The following is a 20,442-nucleotide window of genomic DNA, read 5'->3' as shown; positions in this document are numbered from 1 at the left end:
CTAGACCTCCTCGTAGTAAGTGTCGGGGTCCTCGGGGTCGAAGGGCTCGTTGGCCCACATGACCGTCACGAGGTCCTCGGTGTCGGACAGGTTGGTGATGGAGTGCGTGTAGCCGGGGACCATCTCCACGGCGCGCATGTCGGAGCCGGAGACGACGTACTCGTCGACGGGGAACGGGTTGCCGCCGGCATCCTCCCCCACCTTCCTCAGCTTGATGGAGGCGGTGCCGGAGACCACCAGGAACCGCTCCCACTTGCTCATGTGCCAGTGGTTGCCCTTGGTGATCCCGGGCTTGCTCACGTTAATCGAGACCTGGCCGCGCTCCGGCGTGCGCAGGAACTCGGTGAACGAGCCGCGATCGTCGGTGTTGGGCTTGAGGCCGTAGGCGAAGCGCCCCGGCTCGTAGTAGGAAAGGAACGTGCTCCAGAGTTTCTTGGAGAAGGAGCCCTCGGTGAGGTCGGGCACCGAAAGCGTCTCGCGGCTGTCGCGGAAGCTGCCGAGCAGGTACACGATCTCGCCCAGGGTCCTCACGTCGGTCCCGGGGACGTAGCAGAACCCGTCGCCCTCGACGCGCTCGAGCCCCTCGTATCCGCAGCGGTGCTCCTGGCCCAGCAACGCCCCCAGCATCTCGTCTACCAGGTCGTCAATGTAGAGGAGCTCGAGCTCGACATTGGGGTCGTTCACGGTGTAGGGTCGGCCGTTGGCTATGGCGTCGCAGAAGGTGGCCACGGCGGAGTTGTAGTGCGGGCGGCACCACTTGCCGTAGAGGTTCGGGAAGCGGTAGATGAGCACCGGCGCGCCGGTGCGCTCGGAGTACTCCCGGAACAGGCCCTCCCCCGCGAGCTTGGACTCGCCGTAGACCGAGCCCTCGAAGCGGCTCGACAGGCTCGCCTGCGCGGAGCTGGAGAGCATGACGGGGCACGTGTTGCCGTGGCGCTCGAGCGTGTCGAGCAGCGTGGAGGCGAACCCGAAGTTGCCCTCCATGAACTCGGACTGGTCCTTGGGGCGGTTGACTCCGGCCAGGTTGAATACGAAGTCCGCTCGGGAGCAGTACTCCTCTAGCTCCCCGGGCGTCGAGTCGACGTCGTATTCCATGACCTCGAGCGGGAGCAGGCCCGCGTATCTCTCGCGGCGGTCCTTGCCGTCGCGGATGTTCTTCAGCGCGCAGCAGAGGTTCTTCCCGACGAAACCCCTGGCTCCGGTGACGAGGACGCGCACCCTACTGCACCGCCTCGTGCTCGCGGCCCTCCAGGGCCAGCTGCACGTACTCGGCGGTCTTGATCTTGGCGATGGTGCCCGCCACGTCGAGCCTCTCGGTGTTGTGGGAGGTGTAGGACTCGTCGGCCTGGGTCTCCACCTCGCCGTCCACGACGAACTTGTCGTAGTTGAGGTCGCGCGAGTCGCATGCCACGCGGTAGTAGCCGCCCATGTCCTCGGCCCTCAGGCGCTCCTCGCGGGTCATGAGGGTCTCGAAGAGCTTCTCGCCGTGGCGGGTGCCGATCACCTGGGTGCCCACGCGGCCGAAGACCTCCTGGACGGCCTCGGCGAGGTCGCCGATGGTGGAGGCGGGGGCCTTCTGGATGAACAGGTCGCCGGGGTTGGCGTGCTCGAAGGCGAACTGCACCAGGTCGACGGCCTCGTCCAGGTTCATGAGGAAGCGGGTCATGTTGGGGTCGGTGACCGTGAGCGGCTCGCCCTTGCGGATACGGTCGATGAACAGAGGGATGACGCTGCCGCGCGAGCACATGACGTTGCCGTAGCGTGTGCAGCAGATGGTGGTGCGGCCGGCGCCGTTTCGGGCGTTGGCGTAGATGATGGACTCCATCATGGCCTTGGACTTGCCCATGGCGTTGATGGGGTAGGCCGCCTTGTCGGTGGACAGGCACACGACGCGGTCCACGCCCTCGTCGATGGCGGCATGAAGGACGTTGTCCGTGCCGATGACGTTGGTGCGCACGGCCTCCATGGGGAAGAACTCGCAGGAGGGCACCTGCTTCAAGGCGGCGGCGTGGAAGATGTAGTCCACGCCGTGCATGGCGTCGCGCACGCTCTGGGCGTTGCGGACGTCGCCGATGAAGAAGCGCACCTTGGAGGCGAGCTCGGGCGACTTCTCCTGCAGGCGGTGGCGCATGTCGTCCTGCTTCTTCTCGTCGCGCGAGAAGATGCGGATCTCGGCAAGGTCGGTGTCCATGAAGTGCTTGAGCACCGTGTTGCCGAACGAGCCGGTGCCGCCCGTGATCATGAGGGTCTTGTCTTTGAATGCGGTGGTGGGTTTCATCTACTTGCCTTCCTTGCGTTTAGCGCCCGTGAACTGGTAAAAGAGAAATTTGGTATTAGTAACGAGATATCGTTTGAATAGTCGCTTCGGCTCCTGCATCAGGCGGTATAGCCACTCAAGACTTAGGTTCTGCATCCAAATCGGTGCCTCCGGCACCACGCCGGCGAGAACGTTAAAGGCTCCCCCTACACCAATCATTAGTGGCTGGGGGCCGCCTTTAAGCTCATGCATGAGGACTTCCTGCCGCGGAGCACCAAGTGCAATCCACGCAAAGTCGGCGCCAGAATCAGCAATGCGTTGTGAAAGGTCTCGTTTCTCGCCATCTGAGAGCGGACGAAAGACGGAAGGCTCCATGCCAGCAATTTCCAAGCCCGAATACTTTTCTTGAAGCGACTCCATGAGCGCCTCGAGGTTTTTCTGTTCGTTGCCGTAGAAGTAATGGCTCCATCCGTACTGGGCGGAAATACTGAAAATCTCGCGCATCAAATCCGGACCTGTCACTCGTCCCATCGACGTGATCGTCTTTCGACCCACAATCGATAGGGGCTTCCCATCGGGAACGGACATAACGGATTCAGCCTGACAGGTCCAGTAGCTGGGATCGTCATGGGCCATAACCGACGTATGGGCGTTAGAGACACAGATATACTCGCCATGCAGATCGTCGATATTGTGAGTAATGAAATCGACGCATTCAGACATATTGGTGCCCGTGATCGGGACATCGATCACGGGCACGCGGTTTAATTCGGGATAATGAAGATAGGACTTAAGCACTAAAACGCACCCTTTCCCGTGATTACTTCAATAACGGTGAGGGCGATAATCCTTAAATCGGTGAGAATGCCACGCCTCGCAATGTATTCAAGATCTCGCTGGACCATACCGTCGAAACCAGTTGAGTTTCGATCAGTAACCTGCCACCATCCGGTAATGCCGGGCTTTACGGCCAGGCGCTGCAGGTCGTACTCGGTGTACTCGGCAACCTCGTTGGGCAGCGGCGGGCGCGGACCCACGACGGACATTTGGCCGAGGAACACGTTCAGGAACTGCGGGAACTCGTCGATGGAGTGCTTGCGGATGAACTTTCCGATCTTGGTGACGCGCGGGTCCTCCTTCATCTTGAACATGGCGCCGGCGATCTCGTTCTGCCCCTTGAGCTCGGAGAGGCGCTCGTCGGCGTCCCTGTACATGGAACGGAACTTCCACATGCGGAAGGTGGTAAGGCTGCCGTCGGGTCGGGTCTGGCCCACGCGGATCTGGCTATAGAAGGGGCTCCCCTCGCTCTCCAGGCGGATGGCAGCGGCGAGTATGAGGCCGGGGATCGCGATGAGGACGAGCGCGGCACCGCTGAACACGATGTCGAACGTGCGCTTCACGGCACGGTAGGCCAGGCGCGAGCGATCCCAGTCCATGATTGATTGCATGGCCCTGTAACGGCCGGCACCCTCACGCTGGTCCATGGCCTGAGCAATCAGCGCCGCACCCGCTGGCGCATCCGTTGCATATTTTGTTTTATCCGACACGTTCTCTTCCAACACTTTGTCCCCAGGTCGGGGATCCTTCCTGTTCTGTGTAGCGGTCGCCAGCAGCTAGGCGATCGCCTTTTTAAGGTTTCGCATTACGCGCTGCTCGGCCGAAAGCACGGCAAGGCCAACGCGGGTGGTTACGCGTCGGCCGCACAGGTTGAGCTCCAAATAAGCAGTGCTCTTGCGTCTGTTAATGGTTTTGATAAGGCCTTCGTGGCCCAGCAGCGGACCTGCCGTCACTACGACCTTGTCGCCGTCTTTTAGGGCCTCACTCATGGGCACTACGCGGTCTCCCCTATGCGTAAAGCCACCAATGAGCTGGACCTCTTCTTTTGCCAACGGCAACAACTGACCGTCCTGGGAAAGCACCCGGGCAAAGTCGTCCATGCGCAGCAGATACTGTTGCACGGTGCGGGGATCTGTCGTGTCGCAGATAAGATAACCGGGAAAGAGCGGCTTGGCCGTATTGACCCATTCGCCGTGTACTTTAATCTCAGTTTGAAATTGGGGATAAAAGAGCTCCTGCATGGCACTCGCCGGCACCATACGCTCAATGCGCTCGCGCATTACATCTTCGCGACCATTAATGACCTGAATCACATACCACACGAGCACCACCCCCTTGCTGTCTTACGTGTGGCTCACGGGGTTTGGGTATGGCTTCGCCAGGGCGCTTGTGCGCTAAGGCGCTCCATATTCAAACCCTGAGCCCAGTTAGACAAGCACGTGGCTCTGCCCCACCGTGAACGGTATGTACAAATGCAGTTGCTAGAGACGCGGACGTGTATCGCAAAATGACCGCGTCTCCAGCTGGCTGCGTGCGAACCAGTCAAGCGGGTACCAAAACTGGACCGCACGCAAACAGCTGAAAACTGCTGAGGTTTGCCGTAGCAATTTGATGCATTACCAAATGCGAACTATTAAATGCCCGCAAAAGCAAGTGCAAAATCGCGCATGGCAATCGATATTGGAGCTCATGGTGTTTCTGGCACCGCCGTTACGGCCGGATGCTGATCGACCCTGCGTTTTGCGACTTGCTGGAGCCGTGAGCACAGTTGAACTCATGTAACGTTATGTATCCTAGCACAAGCTGTTAGCGAAACTGATTTGGGCAGTACTGGACAACATTTCGTTCATTTAGCGTGTTCAAGGGGGCTGTTTTGCGATGTTGTTCACATTGATGCAGGTTATTAAGGTAGTGGCGGTGATTAGGGGCGTTCCTGAAGCCCAAATGGAACGGCGATCTACACTGATAATCGCGTTTGTGTAACAAACTATGTACAGACATGTGAAATAAATTGTGCAACTTTTTGTTGGCGTAGGTGGGGTTTGTGGCGCGTGGTTTTTTGGCATGAAAAAAGGCCTTCGAAATTCCGAAGGCCTTTGCATTCACGATGGTGGAGACGAGGGGAATCGAACCCCTGACCTCTTGACTGCCAGTCAAGCGCTCTCCCAGCTGAGCTACGCCCCCGTGACGAGGAGATACTATAGGGGAAGTTGGCGCGGCGTGCAAGGACTTTTTTGGGTCAGATTCTAAATGCCTATTGATATAGGTAAGCGATGGCGGTGCCGGTGTGAACTTGGATCTTGGCCGTTTTTCTGACGACATTAGAGATGCCGGTGTCGGCCAACAGGCCCAGGGAGCTGTGGTCTAGCTCCCATTCTAGGCCGTGTTCGCTTACCACGGTGTTGGGGGCAATGGCGATGATGGAGAACGTCTTGCCTTCGGCGCCTTCGATGGTCCACGATTCGCCTGCGCGAAGGATGCGGGCGACCGCCCTGTCCTCGGCAATCCAGACAGGGGCATCCTCGTAGCCCGCGAGCAGGCCCAGTACGGAAAGCGCCATATCAGGACGGCCGCCGGTGGCGCAGGTCGCAACTACTTCGGCACCCGGCCAGCGACGACGGACGGAATCGAGCGCCAGCGCCAGATCGGTATAGTCCTTATACGGGTCGTGGCGTTCTACTTCAAAGGCTTCGGCGGCATCGACCAACGCACGACCCGCGTCGCTCACCGTGTCGGCGTCCCCCACATACACATCGCAGCCCAGTCCCGCGCCCAGCAGCGCGTCGAGTCCGCGGTCCACGGCGACGACGTGGTCGCACTCCCCTGCTAGCCTACGTAACAGATCCGCGCTCGCCACCACGGGCGAGCCGCAGACCACTAATACCTTGCAAGCCACGGCCCTCGCCTATCCCTCAAACGAAAGCACGCGGGCCAGATCCAGCTCCTCGTAGCTGTCGATAAAGATATCGCAGTTGGCGCGTACATCGTCGCGCTTCATGCGGCCGTGCGGGTCATAAATACCCACACGCTTAAAGCCAGCGACCCCAGAGCTCTTAAGGCCAAAGACAGCGTCCTCAAACACCCAAGCGCGCGCAAACTTGTGCCCATGGCGCTCCTCCAGGCGGCGCAGCGCCAGCTCGTACACATCGGGGAACTGCTTGGAACGTCCCGCCTCACCCGTGGTGGTCACAAACTCCATGTACGCGTCGAGCCCGGCACCAGCGAGCGCGGACTGCACCAGTTCGGTCGGCGTGGACGTAGCAACGCACATGGCAACGCCGGCCGCCTTCGCCTGCTCCAAAAAAGCCAGGAGCCCCTCGCGCGGCGGCACCTTGGAGTACCCATCAATCAGAATATTGCTCAGCTCGCGATACAGCTCCTCGCCATTCGTACCAATGCCCCAGGTGTCGTGGTAGGCCTGGCACTCGTCCTCGAGCGACAAATGCTCAAACTGGGCAAAATCCTCGACCGTCACGTCAACTCCGTGGCGGTGCAATAACTCGGGCTGAGAATAAGCCCAAACGGGGGTGCTGTTAACCAGTGTGCCGTCGCAATCGAAAATAAAAGCGACACTTGAGGCGGCGATGTGGTCCATATACGAGCCTTTCGATGTCAAAGGGTAAACAACCTGCTAAAAACGTTTTACCAAACGTCAACCTAACAATCTAGAAACGCTAATTGATAAAACTGTCAAGAGTTTTACCACGTCAATTCTGCAAGTGGTATAAACATGGCGCTTACCGATTAAACGCCCCCGCAAACCCTCTTTCGTTCATAAAAGTAACGTACAGGTGTTATCGTAGTTTCTGCCGAAAGTTCCACCGAGCACGCGAGGTGGAACGAATCATAGAACTATCGCCGTCCCTTCGATTCGTGCAGCCTTGGACCTTTCGCATCTAGTCACCAAGGCAACACGCTGCCGCGTCATGATGGGATCAAACGTGAGCGATACAAAGCTAAAGCCAGCAACCAAAAAGCCTGCTACCCGTAAAGCCGCCCCGCACGCACCGGAGCTCTCCAAGGACGATGTCTACCTGTTTGGCATTGGAATGTGGGAGCGCAGCTGGGAAAAGATGGGCGCGCATCCCGACACGCAGCAGCGCACACGCGGCTGGCGCTTTTGCGTTTGGGCGCCCGACGTAAAGAGTGTCCATGTCATTGGCGAATTTAACGACTGGGATGAGGAAGCCAACCCGCTGGTGCCCGTGCATACGAGCGCTATTTGGGAAGGCTTTATTCCTGGTGCCGAGCAGGGCCAACTCTATAAATATCTCATCGAGACCAACGAGGGCGAGAAGCTTTACAAGGCCGATCCTTATGCCTTTAAGGCCGAGTGCCCTCCGGGTACCGCGAGCGTGCTGTGGACCCTCGATGGCTACAAGTGGAATGACGCCGCTTGGCTCAAGCGCCGCGCCAGCCATAACCACATGTCGCAGCCGCTCAACATCTACGAGGTGCATATTGGCTCGTGGAAGCGCCACGGCGACGCGCCGCAGGGCGAGCCCGACGAGTACGGCAATTACCCCGGACCCATGGACCCCTTCCCCGCGCAGCGCGGCGAGTTCTACACCTACGACGACCTGTCGGTGGAGCTCGTGGACTACGTGCACGACATGGGCTACACGCATATCGAGGTCATGCCGCTTATGGAGCATCCCTTCGATGGCTCCTGGGGCTACCAAACGACCGGCTACTACGCCGCCACGTCGCGCTACGGCAACCCCCAGCAGCTCATGCACTTTATCGATGCGTGCCACGAGGCGGGCATCGGCGTGATCATGGACTGGGTTCCCGGCGGTTTTTGCGCCGACTCCCACGGCCTTGCCACCTTTAACGGCCACATGCTGTTTGAGCACGAGATTCACCCCAACTGGGGCACGCACAAGTTTGACTTCGCCCGCGGCGAGGTCCGCTCCTTCCTGGTCTCCAACGTGCTGTACTGGCTCGAGAACTTCCACGTGGACGGCATTCGCATGGACGGCGTGTCCAGTATGCTGTACCTCAACTTTGGCATTGACGATCCCAGCCAAAAGAAGTTCAACAAGTACGGTACCGAGGAGGACCTGGACGCCAGCGCGTTTATCCGTCAGGTCAACTGCGCTGTAGAGGCGCACTACCCCGACGTGATGATGATGGCCGAGGAGTCCACCGCGTGGCCGCTTGTGACCTATCCGCCGCAGGACGGCGGCCTGGGCTTCCACTACAAGTGGGACATGGGCTGGATGAACGACACCCTGCACTACATGCAGACCGATTTTCCGTGGCGCCCCGGCAACCACGGCCTGCTCACGTTCTCCATCATGTACGCCTTTACCGAGAACTTCATCTGCCCGCTGAGCCACGACGAAGTCGTGCACGGCAAGTGCTCGCTCATCGGCCGCATGCCGGGCGACTGGTGGCGCCAGTTTGCCGGACTGCGCACGCTGGCCTTCTACCAGATGACGCATCCCGGTGCCAAGCTCAACTTTATGGGCAACGAGATCGGCCAGTTTATTGAGTGGCGCTACTACGAGTCCATCCAGTGGTTCCTGACCGAGGAGTACGAGACCCACCGTCATCATCAGGCGTTCATCAAGGCGCTCAACCACCTGTACACCGCCGAGCCCGCTCTGTACGAGCGCGGCTACACCGACGACGGCTTTACCTGGATCGACGCGGACAACTCCAAACAGTCCATCGTGAGCTTTGTGCGTCAGGGCGAGGACGTCGATGACGACTTGGTGATCCTGATCAACTTTGATCCGGCGAGCTACGAGAGCTTCCGCGTGGGAGTGCCGCGCGAGGGCGACTGGGAGGTCATCTTTGACTCCGACCGTCCCGAGTTTGGCGGCAGCGGCTATGCCGGTGAGGAACCCTACACCTGCTCGAGCGAGCCCTATCCCTGGAACGGGCAGATGGACTCCATTGAGATTAAGGTGCCCGGCCTGGCAGGCGTGGTGCTTAAGCGCCGCGGGCCCAGCAGCTATAAGCCGCCCGTGGTCGAGAAGCCCAAGAAGGCGACGCGCAAGCGTGCGTCCTCGGTAAAGCCCAAGCCTGCGGCTGTTAAGAAGGCTCCGGCAAAGGCGAAGGCTGCCAAGCCCGCTGCCAGGGCTTCGGCCAAGACCACCACGGCCAAGAAGGCGGTCACCAAAAAGACTGCTTCCAAGGCCAAGGCAGCCGCTGTTAAGGCTCCTGCCAAGAAAGCGTAACAAAAGCGTTACGGGTGCAATTACCCGTCCCGTGGGGGCGTAGGATACAAGTCATAACCGTTCCGGGAGAAACATCCCCGGGGGAAAGGAACGTATGAATAAGATCTTCGACAACAAGCAGGAGTTTACCGAGCTCTATCGCGATGCCGTCATGAGCATCAGCGGCAAGAGCGTCGAGGCCGCCAGCGATCTGGACCGCTTTAACGCCCTGGCCAAGCTCGTGGCCGAGAAGGCCCGCACCGTTGCCACCAAGAGCGACGCCCGTGCCACCGCCGAGGGCAAGAAGCGCGTGTACTACTTCTCGATCGAGTTTTTGATCGGTCGCCTGCTCGATAACTACCTGCTCAACTTTGGCGTGCGCGACATGGTCGCCGAGGCGCTCGACGACATGGGCTTCGACCTTTCCGTCATCGAGAACCAGGAACCCGATCCGGCGCTGGGCAACGGTGGCCTGGGCCGTCTGGCCGCATGCTTCCTGGATTCCATGGCAGCCGAGGGCATCGCCGGCTACGGCAACGGCATGCGCTACCGCTACGGCCTGTTTAAGCAGGAGATCGTCAACGGCAGCCAGGTCGAGGCCACGGACGAGTGGCTCACCCACGGCTATCCCTGGGAGGTCCGACGTCAGGACAAGGCCGTGACCATTAAGTTTGGCGGCCACGTCGAGGGCTTTGAGGAGAACGGACGCACGTTCTACCGCACGGTGGACACGCAGGACATTCTGGCCGTCCCTTATGACATCCCCGTGGTGGGCTATGCCGGTGAGACCGTCAACAAGCTGCGCGTCTGGGCCGCCGAGCCGGTCGAGGAGCACTTTGACCTTGAGGCCTTCAACCGCGGCGACTATGCCCTGGCCGATGCCGAGCGCGCCGAGGCCGAGGCCATCAGCGCCATCCTCTACCCCAACGACGCCGGCGAGCACGGCCGTCTGCTGCGTCTGAAGCAGGAGTACCTGTTTGTCTCGGCCGGCATCTACAGCCTGCTCGACACCTTTGAGAAGGAGCACGGCGAGAACTGGGAGCTGCTGCCGCAGTTTGTGGCCATCCACACCAACGACACGCATCCCGCCATGTGCGGTCCCGAGCTCATGCGTATCCTCATCGACGAGAAAAAGCTCGAGTGGGATGACGCTTGGAGCATCGTGACGCAGGTCGTGAGCTACACCAACCACACCATCCTGCCCGAGGCCCTGGAGAAGTGGCCCATCGGCATGTTCTCCAAGCTCCTCCCCCGTGTGTACCAGATCATCGACGAGATCAGCCGTCGTTGGCACGAGTCGTTCGACACCACGCAGGAGGGCTGGCAGGAGCGTCTGCGCCAGACCGCCATCCTGTGGGACGGCGAGATTCGCATGGCCAACCTGTCCGTGATCTGCAGCCACAGCGTCAACGGCGTGGCCAAGATCCACTCCGACATCATCAAGAACATCGTGCTCAAGGACTTCTACGCCCTGACGCCCGAGAAGTTCAACAACAAGACCAACGGCATCTCGCACCGTCGCTTCTTTGCCGAGGCCAACCCCACCTATGCCAAGCTCGTAACCGAGGCCATTGGCGACGGCTGGCTGAAGGACGCCTTTGAGCTGGAGAAGCTCAAGGAGTTCCAGAACGACTCCGAGTTCCTGAAGGCCGTGGGTGCCTCCAAGCGCGCCAACAAGGAGCGCCTGGCCGCCTATGTCAAGTCCGAAACCGGTCTGGTCATTGACCCCAACACCGTCTTCGATGTTCAGGTAAAGCGTTTCCACGCCTACAAGCGCCAGCTCATGAACATCATGAAGGTGATGGACATCTACAACCGTCGCATCGCCGATCCCAATTTCCACGTGACGCCGACGACCTTTATCTTTAGCGGCAAGGCCGCCTCGAGCTACACCTTCGCCAAGGAGACCATCCGCCTCATTAACTCCGTGGCCGACGTCATCAACAACGATGCCCGCGTCAACGAGGTCATGAAGGTCTGCTTTATCCCCAATTTCCGTGTGAGCAACGCCCAGCTCATCTACCCTGCCGCCGAAATCTCGGAGCAGATCTCCACGGCCGGCAAGGAGGCCTCGGGCACGTCCAACATGAAGCTCATGATGAACGGTGCCATTACGCTGGGCACCCTCGACGGCGCCAACATCGAGATCGCCGACCTGGCCGGACGCGAGAACGAGGCTATCTTTGGCCTGACCGCTCCCGAGGTCGAGCAGCTCTGGGCATCCAATAGCTACTTTGCGTGGGATACCCTCAACGGCGACCGTGAGCGCCTGGGCCGCGTGATGGACGAGCTCAAGGACAACACCTTTGCGGGTCTTTCGGGCAACTTCGAGAGCATCTACAACGAGCTCATGAACAACAACGACCCCGACCTGGTCATGGCAGACTTCCGCAGCTACGTGGATGCGTGGGAGAAGCTCACGGGCAGCTACGGCGACCAGGAGACCTGGAACCGCAAGGCCCTGCTCAACACCGCCTCGAGCGGCTGGTTCTCGAGCGACCGCACCATTCGCGAGTACCGCGACGAGATCTGGCACGCGTAAAGGCGCACGAGCTCCCCTATGCCAGCACGGCATTACTCGACGGGCGTGACGTTGCGCCGCGCCCGTCGCTAATGGGTTTAGGAACATCGATGACAGAAGGAGAAATCGATGAGTAAGAAAGAATGCATCGCGATGCTCCTCGCAGGAGGACAGGGCAGCCGATTGGGGGCACTCACCCAAAAGATCGCTAAGCCGGCGGTTAGCTTTGGTGGCAAGTTCCGCATTATCGACTTTTCGCTGTCCAACTGCTCCAACTCGGGCATCGACACGGTGGGCGTTCTGACGCAGTACCGTCCCTACCTGCTGCATGCCTACGTGGGCTCTGGCGAGGCTTGGGATCTGGACAGCCGCGACGGCGGCGTGTCGATTCTGCCGCCGTATGAGACGCAGACCGGCGGCGCCTGGTATGCGGGCACGGCCGACGCCATTACGCAGAACCTCGACTACATCAAGGCCAACGACCCCAAGTACGTCCTGATTCTTTCGGGCGATCACCTGTATCGCATGGACTACCGCAAGATGCTCAAGACGCACATTGAGAACAACGCCGACCTCACGGTGAGCGTTATGCCCGTGCCTTGGGAGGAGGCCAGCCGCTTTGGCATCCTGACCACCGACCCCGAGGACGGCCGCATCACCAAGTTCACCGAGAAGCCCGATAAGCCCGATTCGAATCTCGCGTCCATGGGCATCTACATCTTCTCGGCCGACGTGCTGATCGAGGCGCTCGAGGAGGACGCTCTAGACCAGCGCTCGAGCCACGACTTTGGCAAGGACATCATCCCCAAGCTGCTCGGCGAGGGCAAGCGCCTGTACAGCTACGAGTTCCACGGCTTTTGGAAGGACGTTGGCACCATCGCCAGCTTCCACGAGACCTCGATGGACCTGCTGGGCAACAACCCCGAGTTCGATTTGTTCGACAAGCACTTCCCCATCATGTCCAACATCACCACGCGTCCGCCGCACTACATTGGCCCGGACGGCCGCCTGGACGACTGCCTGGTCTCCAACGGCTGCAAGATCTACGGCACCGCTCGCCACTCGATCCTTTCGACCGATGTCATCATCGAGGAGCGCGCCGTGGTCGAGGACTCCGTGCTGCTGCCGGGTGCGCACGTTAAGAGCGGCGCGCACATCTGCCGCGCTATTTTGGGCGAGAACTCCACGGTCGAAGAGGGCGTGAAGCTCGGCTCTGTCGATACCACCAAGGATACGGCCGTCGTTGGAAATGACGTCGTTATCGGGAAGGGGGAATGATCCGATGATCAATCGCAAGGCCATCGGTTATATCACCGCTAACTACTCTTCGACCTACGGCAGCGTGCTGCTCAAGGACCGCCCCATCGCGTCCGTTCCGTTTTTGGGCCGCTACCGCCTGATCGACTTCCCGCTGTCCAACATGATGAATGCCGGCATTAAGACCGTCGGCGTCGTCATGCCGGGCAATTACCGCTCGCTGATCGACCACGTGGGTTCGGGCAAGGACTGGGGCCTGGACCGCAAGAAGGGCGGCCTGTTCATGGTGCCCGGCAACGCGTATGGCACCACCAAGGGCGGCATGCGCTTCCTGCTGCGTGACATCATCTCCAACAAGACGCTGTTCCAGCGCTCGGACAAGCCCTATGTTGTGATGATGGGCACCAACATCATCTTTAACATGGACCTCAACACCATCATCGACGCGCACGAGAACTCCGGTGCCCAGATGACCGTGGTGTACTGCAAGGCCACGCGCAACGTCGATGACGAGACCAAGCTCGAGATTAACGAGAACGGTCGCCTGACGGGCGTGAGCGCTGGCGTCGTGTACGGCGACAACGCCTCTATGGACTGCTGCATCGTCAACCGCGATACGCTGCTCGAGATCATCGACCACTACCAGGCCGCCGACTATCTGGACCTGCTCGAGGCACTCCAGGGCGACTTTGGCAACATCGACGTGTGCAGCTACGAGTACAAGGGCGAGGTCGTGGGCGTGTTTAGCGAGAAGTCACTGTATCGCCGCAGCATGGACCTGCTCGACCAGACCGTGGCCGACCAGCTCTTCGATCCCGAGCGCCCGATCCTGACCAAGGCTCACGACGTGCCGCCTTCGCGCTATGCGACCGGCAGCCACGCGTGCAACTCGATCATCTCGGCCGGTTGCATCATCAAGGGCACCGTGCGCAACTCGATCCTGTCGCGCGGCGTCGTGGTCGAGGAAGGCGCTTCGGTGACTAACTCGATCATCAACCAGAGCTGCATCATCAAGAGCGGCGCACGCGTCGAGAACGCCATTCTGGACAAGAACAACGTGGTTCCCACCAACACCGAGCTTCGCGGCACGCCCGAGAACATCCTGGTGCTGGGCAAGGCTCCGTTAACTTCCGACACCACCATCGTACGTTAACGTTGGCACCGCAACATCGCTCGTAACAGGTAGAATAGCCGCCCGGTTAGCGCCAGGCGGCTATTCTCGAATTGCAACATGGGAGACAATATGGCAGATTCCAGCAAAAAGATGCAGATCGTGTTTGCCTCGGCCGAGTGCGCACCGTTTGTTAAGACCGGTGGCCTGGGCGACGTGGCGGGCTCGCTGCCTGCGGCGCTTGTGCGCGCCGGCGCCGAGGTCATCGTGATGGTGCCCAAGTACGCCACCATCAAGGACGAGTACAAGGCGCAGATGGAGCACTTTGCCGACTTTTACGTGAGCCTGGGCTGGCGCAATGAGTACTGCGGGCTCGAGAAGCTTGAGCACGACGGCGTCACCTATATGTTCGTTGACAACGAGCGCTACTTTGCGCGCGACTATCCGTACGGCTTCTTTGACGACGGCGAGCGCTTCGCGTTTTTCTCCAAGGCTATCACCGAGAGCCTGCAGCACCTGCCCGAGGGCTTTGAGTGCGACATCCTGCACTGCAACGACTGGCAGACGGCACTAGCGCCCGTGTTCTTGCGCGAGTTCTACCAGGGACTGCCGCTGTACGACCGCGTCAAGACCGTGTTCTCGATCCACAACGTGGCGTTCCAGGGCCAGTTTAGCGACACCGTGATGGAGGACATCCTGGGTGTGGCGCATATTCCCGCGGCCGCCACGCAGTTGCGTTGCGACGCCTGCAGCATCAACTACATGCTGGGCGCGCTGCACTATGCCGATGCCATCACCACGGTGAGCCCCACCTACGCGGGCGAGATCCAGACGCCCGAGTTTGGCGAGGGCCTGGACGGCGTACTGCGCGAGCGCTCCTACGCACTGCAGGGCATCCTCAACGGCATTGACGTGGCGGCCTTTGACCCGGCAACCGACAAGCGCATTGCCGCCAACTACACGGTTGACGACCGTTCCGGCAAGGCCGTGTGCAAGGCCAAGCTGCAGGAGGAACTGGGGCTCGAGGTGCGCGACGACCGCCCGCTTATGGTGATGGTCACGCGTCTGACGCGCCAGAAGGGCATGGACCTGGTCATGTACGCGCTCGACCGCATCCTGTCCGGCGGCGTTCAGGTGGCCGTGCTGGGCACCGGCGACCGCGACTACGAGGACGGTCTGCGCTACTTCCAGGACAAGTACCCCGGCACCATGGCCGCGCGCATCGAGTTTGACCCGGCGCTGTCGCAGCGCATGTACGCTGCCGCCGACATGTTCCTGATGCCTTCGAAGTTTGAGCCCTGCGGCCTGTCGCAGATCATCGCCATGCGCTACGGCACCCTGCCCATCGTGCGCGAGACCGGTGGCCTGAAGGACACCGTGCAGCCGTACAACGAGTTTACCGGCGAGGGCACGGGCTTCTCGTTTACCAACTTTAACGGCGACGAGATGGGCGACGCGGTGTTCCGCGCGGCACGCCTGTTCTGGGACAACCGCGATGCCTGGAACCAGCTGGTCACGCAGGCCATGAGCCAGGACTTTAGCTGGACGCGCTCGGCCGACAAGTATCTGGACCTGTACTTCTTTATGCACCCGGAGATTGAGCGCCCGGCGGCTGTGGAGGCTGCGGCCGAGGAGCCCAAGGCTGAGGAGAAGCCGGTTACTGCCGAGGCCGAGCCTGCGGCGACCGTTAAGGAGCCCGCTGCCGCTGAGGAGCCCAAGGCCGAGGAGAAGCCGGTTGAAGCTAAGCCCGTTAAGGCCGATCCTGAGGTGAAGGTCGAGGCTGCTCCCGAGCCCGAGCCTGAGGTGAAGCCCGCTGCGAAGCCTGCCACCAAAAAGACGACGACCCGCAAGGCAACGGCTAAGAAGGCTACGACCACGAAGGCCGCTGCGAGCAAGACCACCGCTGCCAAGGCAACTACTGCCAAGGCATCGACCACGCGCAAGCGCACGACCGCCGCTGCCAAGAAGGCCAACGAGGTCGAGGCTGCTCCCGAGGTAAAGGCCGCCGCCGAGGCTAAGCCTGCGGCAAAGGCTCCGGCCAAGACCGCTGCCAAGAAGACGGCTGCAACCACCAAGAAGGCAACGGCAGCCAAGAAGACCACGGCTACGAAGTCGACGACGGCCAAGGCCGCTACGACGAAGGCCGCCGCGAAGACGGCCCCGAAGGCTACTGCAAAGCCCGCCGTCAAGGTCGAGGAGGCGCCCTCCGAGCCCGAGGCCAAGGCAGCTGTCGAGGCAAAGCCGGCCGCCAAGACCACCACGCGCAAACGCGCCGCGACGACGGCCAAGAAGACCACGACCAAGGCTGCAGCTCCCAAGGCAGAGGGTAAGGCCGAGGACAAGCCCGCAGTAAAGGCCGAGCCGACTCCGAAGGCTGCCGAGGTTAAGGCCGCTCCCAAGACTAAGGCAAAGACCGAGCCCGCCAAGGAGACCCCGGTCTCCCCCGCCGTTTCGGCCGAGGAAAAGGCTCCGACCAAGAAGACCTCCGTCCGCAAGGCAACGGCCGCCCGCAAGCGCCGCTAATCCGGACGATTAAAACTAAATCCTCAACGCAAAAGAGGGCGCCCCAACCAGGCGCCCTCTTTTGCGTTGAACTTCGCATTAAAAAGAGGGCCGGTTTACTACGACAAAATGGCTCCGGCCGACCACGGCGAGTAATCTTCGAAATTAAGAACGCTTCTAGCTGCGGTTTTAATATCACCAAAATGACTGTTGTTGAGATCATTCAATTCGTCGTAGTAAACCGAAGTACTTTTGTTTGGATACAAATAGTATCGGTATAGACGTTTTTAAATATCGCGATAATTTGGGTGGTAAAACGATTTTCTAGGACAACCGTTCGCCGATGGTAAACGGATGTTGTTTATACAGCCTGTGTGCAACATATATACTTATATCCTGTGCGTAAAGCCCATGGCCCGCAGGCCGTGATTCTATTGAACTGGACCGAATTATGAGATTGATTCACAACAGCCGTCTGCCGCAGTTTCGCACTCCGTTTGGCGCTGTGACCACTGGAACTTCCGTTTCGCTCTCGGTGATTTTGGAGGATGCCGACCCCAACCAGGCAACGCTTACGCTGCGCACCTGGGTCGATGAGATCGGTGAGTCTCTGTATCCCATGACGCACGAGGGCGACGGCATATTTACCGTAGAGCTTGAGTGCGCCGAGCCCTGTCTTATCTGGTACAGCTTTATCTGCAACATCGAGGGCCAGCCCGAGGTCCGTCTGGGCGCACCGCAGGGTCGCACCGGTGGCGAGGGCGTAACTTACAACTACGCCGAGGTCCCGTCCTTCCAGATCACCGTCTACAAGCACCGCGAAGTTCGTCCCGAGTGGTACGAGCGTGGCATGGTCTACCAGATTTTCCCCGACCGCTATGCCCGCGATGAAAACTGGCGCGAGCGCACGCTTGCCGAAGTTGAAAAACCGCGCAACGGAATCCAGCGCCGCATGGTCGAAGACTGGAACGAACCGCCCGAGTACGAGCGTGCCGAAGACGGCTCCATCAAGACCTGGGATTTTTACGGCGGCTCGCTCAAGGGTATCCAAAATGACCTGCCCCGCATTGCCGAGCTGGGCTTTACGGCCATCTACCTCAACCCGATCTTTGAGGCCGCGAGCAACCACCGCTACGATACGGCCGACTACACCAAGATTGACCCGATTCTGGGCACCGAGCAGGACTTTACCGAGCTGTGCGAGGCGGCCGAGAAGCTCGGCATTTCCATCATCCTGGACGGCGTCTTCAACCATACGGGCGACGACTCGATCTACTTTAACCGCTACGGCAACTATCCCGGCGTCGGTGCATGGCAGAGCGAGGACTCGCCGTGGCGCGATGCATTTTACTTCCATGAGGACGGTTCGTATGACTGCTGGTGGGGCGTGGGCAACATGCCCGCCATCAACGAGAATTCCGAACTGGTGCGCGAGCGGCTCCTGGGCAAGGACGGCGTGATCCGTAAATGGCTGCGCGCCGGTGCCCACGGCTGGCGACTCGATGTGGCAGATGAACTTTCCGACGACTTCCTGGCCGAGATCAAAAAGGCCGTGCTCGCCGAGAAGCCCGATGCGCTGCTGCTCGGCGAAGTCTGGGAAGACGCCTCCAACAAGATCAGCTATGGCCACCTGCGTCGCTATCTGCAGGGCTCGGAGCTCGACTCCGCCATGGACTACCCCTTCCGCGACATGGTTATCGGCTTTTTGATGGGCTACAAGAACGCCTACCAGGCAGCCGAGGATATCGAAACCCTGCGCGAGAACTACCCGCGCGAGGCACTGGCCTGCGCACTCAATCTGCTTTCGAGCCACGACCGTCCGCGTATCATCTCGGTGCTCGGCGGTGGCCCCGACGAGTCGCAGCTGCCCGAGAGCGAGCGCAGCAAATGGCGCCTGGACGAGAACTCCATGGGCCTGGCCAAGAGCCGCTTTTGGTTGGCGACGCTCATGCAGATGACCTTCCCGGGTGTACCCTCAATCTATTACGGTGACGAGTACGGCTTGGAGGGCCTTACCGACCCGGGCAACCGCCGCACCCTGCCGACCAAAGACCAACTCCATGACTTCGACACACTGGCCATCGTTAAGAACGCGTCTGCCGTGCGCCGTGCGCTGCCCTTTATGGTCGATGGCGAGATCAAGGCCTTTGCGCTCAACGACGAAGTCTTGGCTTACACCCGCACGGGCAAAGACGGCGAGGCCGCGACGGTTATCATCAACCGCAGCCTGCGCAATTCGCACCGCGTGACGATTCCGGCGCTCGGCGAATGCGCGAGCGACGTGATCAGCGGTCACGAGTGCGAGATCCACAACGGTACCGTCACGCTCGACCTGTACCCGCTGGGCTCTTCGATCATCTATCACCATGCCGAGAAGCGTCTGCAGGAGCCGCTCGATCATGGCGCGGGCGTTGTGTGCCACATCACCTCGGTGCCGACCGATGACGGCAAGCCCGGCACAATCGGTGCGCCCACGCGTCGCTTTATCGACCATCTGGCCGCTATGGGCATGCGCTACTGGCAAGTCCTGCCCGTCAACCCGACGGACTTCTTCCGCTCCCCTTACGCTGGGCCTTCGGCCTTTGCGGGCAATATTGACCTGCTGCCCGAGAGTCACGAGGAGCTGGCCGCCGACTTTGCTGCATGGAAGGCTCACGGCGGCGAGGATGCCGACCCGCTGTACACGGCGTTTAAACATCGCAACGCTGATTGGCTCGAGAAGTACTGCGTCTACATGGCCGTTAAGAAGTACTTTGAGGGCGAGTCGCGCCACGATTGGCCGGCAGATGTCGCGCGCTACAACGAGTATCTGATCAATGACAAGCGCTTCCACGACGAGGCCGAGCTGCAGGCGTACATGCAGTATCGCTTTGACCTTGCCTGGTGCGAGCTCATGAACTATGCGCACAAGAAGGGCATCGAGGTCATCGGCGATATCCCGATGTACGTTTCGGACGATTCGGCCGACGCGTGGAGCGAGCCCGAGAACTTCTGGCTGTCCGATACCGGCAAAGCGATTGAGATTTCGGGCGCGCCGCCCGACAACTTTGCGCCCGAGGGCCAGGTGTGGGGCAACCCCACCTTCCGATGGGATCGCATGAAGGAGAACGGCTATCGTTGGTGGCTCGACCGCCTGCGCCGTGCGTTTTCGCTCTACGACCGCGTGCGCCTGGACCACTTCCTGGGCTTCCACAGCTACTTTAGCATTCCCGCCGGTAAGGCCTGCGCCGATGGTCGCTGGCTGGCAGGTCCGGGCAAGGACCTGTTCCAGACCGCCTATGACGAGCTGGGTCCGCTCAACTTTATTGCCGAGGATCTGGGCTATCTGACGCCTGGCGTTCGCGCCATGGCATCGACCTGCGGCTTCCCCGGCATGGACGTGCTGGAGTTTAGCGACTACGACGTTCGTTGCGGAATTCACCCCACACCGGGAAAGATCCTGTACACCTCGACGCACGACACCTCGACACTTGCCGGCTGGTGCACGCGCTCCTTTGCAGGCGGCGATGAGCCGAGCGGCATTACATTGGCAAGCGAGCTCATGGGCGATGCCCTGGCAAGCGATGCACCGCTCGTGATGATGCCGCTGCAGGACGTGCTGGGACTGGGCGACGATGCACGTATGAACGTGCCGGGCGTGGCCACGGGCAACTGGACATGGCAGGCACGGGAGGCCGACGTTGCGGCAGCCGAGGAGAAAACTGCGAAGCTCCTGCGCAACACCCATAGATTCTGGGGCGAAGCGTGATAAAACCCCCGATATAGGGTACAGTTACAGCTGCTTGAATTT

General features: G+C 60.4%; 13 protein-coding genes and 1 tRNA gene. 6 read left to right on the top strand and 8 right to left on the bottom strand.

Features of this window, described 5'->3' with window-relative positions:
- The 8 genes from DWZ01_RS01380 to DWZ01_RS01345 all read right to left on the bottom strand — a co-directional run bounded on the left by DWZ01_RS01380 (position 1) and on the right by DWZ01_RS01345 (position 6,689).
- On the bottom strand, positions 1-1,218 hold the full coding sequence (locus DWZ01_RS01380; RefSeq protein ID WP_117847709.1) for an NAD-dependent epimerase/dehydratase family protein: 1,218 nt from the start codon (positions 1,216-1,218) through the stop codon (positions 1-3).
- 1 nt (position 1,219) lies between these two features.
- Entirely contained in the window at positions 1,220-2,278 is a 1,059-nt protein-coding gene (locus DWZ01_RS01375; protein WP_117847707.1) for a polysaccharide biosynthesis protein, read from the bottom strand.
- Positions 2,279-3,055: a WecB/TagA/CpsF family glycosyltransferase gene (locus tag DWZ01_RS01370; RefSeq protein WP_199412359.1), complete on the bottom strand. Its 777-nt coding sequence runs from the start codon at positions 3,053-3,055 to the stop codon at positions 2,279-2,281. It lies immediately after the preceding gene.
- The gene (locus DWZ01_RS01365) at positions 3,055-3,804 is read right to left on the bottom strand and encodes a sugar transferase (protein ID WP_233506153.1); all 750 of its coding nucleotides are present in this window, start codon (positions 3,802-3,804) and stop codon (positions 3,055-3,057) included. Before DWZ01_RS01365 ends, DWZ01_RS01370 begins: the two co-directional genes overlap by 1 nt.
- A 66-nt stretch (positions 3,805-3,870) precedes the next feature.
- Complete coding sequence (gene loaP, locus DWZ01_RS01360) at positions 3,871-4,422, bottom strand: antiterminator LoaP (RefSeq protein WP_233506152.1); 552 nt, start codon at positions 4,420-4,422, stop codon at positions 3,871-3,873.
- A 780-nt stretch (positions 4,423-5,202) separates the two neighbouring features.
- A tRNA-Ala gene (locus DWZ01_RS01355) sits at positions 5,203-5,278 on the bottom strand.
- A 70-nt stretch (positions 5,279-5,348) separates the two neighbouring features.
- Positions 5,349-5,990: a thiamine diphosphokinase gene (locus DWZ01_RS01350; RefSeq protein WP_117769657.1), complete on the bottom strand. Its 642-nt coding sequence runs from the start codon at positions 5,988-5,990 to the stop codon at positions 5,349-5,351.
- Between the two features lie 9 nt (positions 5,991-5,999).
- A complete protein-coding gene (locus DWZ01_RS01345) occupies positions 6,000-6,689 on the bottom strand; it encodes an HAD family phosphatase (protein WP_117769656.1) in 690 nt (229 codons plus the stop codon).
- A gap of 331 nt (positions 6,690-7,020) precedes the next feature.
- Here DWZ01_RS01345 and glgB point away from each other — a divergent pair, with 331 nt between their 5' ends.
- The 6 genes from glgB to DWZ01_RS01315 all read left to right on the top strand — a co-directional run bounded on the left by glgB (position 7,021) and on the right by DWZ01_RS01315 (position 20,400).
- Positions 7,021-9,282, top strand: coding sequence for a 1,4-alpha-glucan branching protein GlgB (gene glgB, locus DWZ01_RS01340; protein ID WP_117769655.1), 2,262 nt, complete (start codon positions 7,021-7,023; stop codon positions 9,280-9,282).
- Positions 9,283-9,376: 94 nt separating this feature from the next.
- Complete coding sequence (locus DWZ01_RS01335; RefSeq protein WP_117769654.1) at positions 9,377-11,803, top strand: glycogen/starch/alpha-glucan phosphorylase; 2,427 nt, start codon at positions 9,377-9,379, stop codon at positions 11,801-11,803.
- 108 nt (positions 11,804-11,911) lie between these two features.
- Positions 11,912-13,060 carry a glucose-1-phosphate adenylyltransferase gene (locus DWZ01_RS01330; protein ID WP_006233920.1) on the top strand — a complete coding sequence of 383 codons (1,149 nt, stop codon included), beginning with the start codon at positions 11,912-11,914 and terminating at the stop codon, positions 13,058-13,060.
- A gap of 4 nt (positions 13,061-13,064) precedes the next feature.
- Positions 13,065-14,192, top strand: a complete 1,128-nt coding sequence (glgD, locus tag DWZ01_RS01325) for a glucose-1-phosphate adenylyltransferase subunit GlgD (protein WP_117583495.1) — start codon at positions 13,065-13,067, stop codon at positions 14,190-14,192.
- Between the two features lie 90 nt (positions 14,193-14,282).
- Entirely contained in the window at positions 14,283-16,673 is a 2,391-nt protein-coding gene (glgA, locus tag DWZ01_RS01320; protein WP_233504589.1) for a glycogen synthase GlgA, read from the top strand.
- Between the two features lie 430 nt (positions 16,674-17,103).
- Complete coding sequence (locus tag DWZ01_RS01315) at positions 17,104-20,400, top strand: 4-alpha-glucanotransferase (RefSeq protein ID WP_117847704.1); 3,297 nt, start codon at positions 17,104-17,106, stop codon at positions 20,398-20,400.
- Positions 20,401-20,442 lie beyond the last annotated feature (42 nt).

Origin of the sequence: Collinsella sp. AF28-5AC, assembly GCF_003457875.1 — a bacterium.
Taxonomy (GTDB): Bacteria; Actinomycetota; Coriobacteriia; order Coriobacteriales; family Coriobacteriaceae; genus Collinsella.
The sequence above is the reverse complement of the archived record's forward strand: the minus strand, read 5'-3'. Positions and strand labels throughout refer to the sequence as shown.

Excerpts from the sequence above, each read along its gene's own strand:
- glgD (WP_117583495.1), top strand. The coding sequence starts at position 13,065 with ATGATCAATCGCAAGGCCATCGGTTATATCACCGCTAACTACTCTTCG.
- DWZ01_RS01335 (WP_117769654.1), top strand. The coding sequence starts at position 9,377 with ATGAATAAGATCTTCGACAACAAGCAGGAGTTTACCGAGCTCTATCGC.
- glgA (WP_233504589.1), top strand. The coding sequence starts at position 14,283 with ATGGCAGATTCCAGCAAAAAGATGCAGATCGTGTTTGCCTCGGCCGAG.
- glgB (WP_117769655.1), top strand. The coding sequence starts at position 7,021 with ATGATGGGATCAAACGTGAGCGATACAAAGCTAAAGCCAGCAACCAAA.
- DWZ01_RS01375 (WP_117847707.1), bottom strand. The coding sequence starts at position 2,278 with ATGAAACCCACCACCGCATTCAAAGACAAGACCCTCATGATCACGGGC.
- DWZ01_RS01315 (WP_117847704.1), top strand. The coding sequence starts at position 17,104 with ATGAGATTGATTCACAACAGCCGTCTGCCGCAGTTTCGCACTCCGTTT.
- DWZ01_RS01330 (WP_006233920.1), top strand. The coding sequence starts at position 11,912 with ATGAGTAAGAAAGAATGCATCGCGATGCTCCTCGCAGGAGGACAGGGC.
- DWZ01_RS01345 (WP_117769656.1), bottom strand. The coding sequence starts at position 6,689 with ATGGACCACATCGCCGCCTCAAGTGTCGCTTTTATTTTCGATTGCGAC.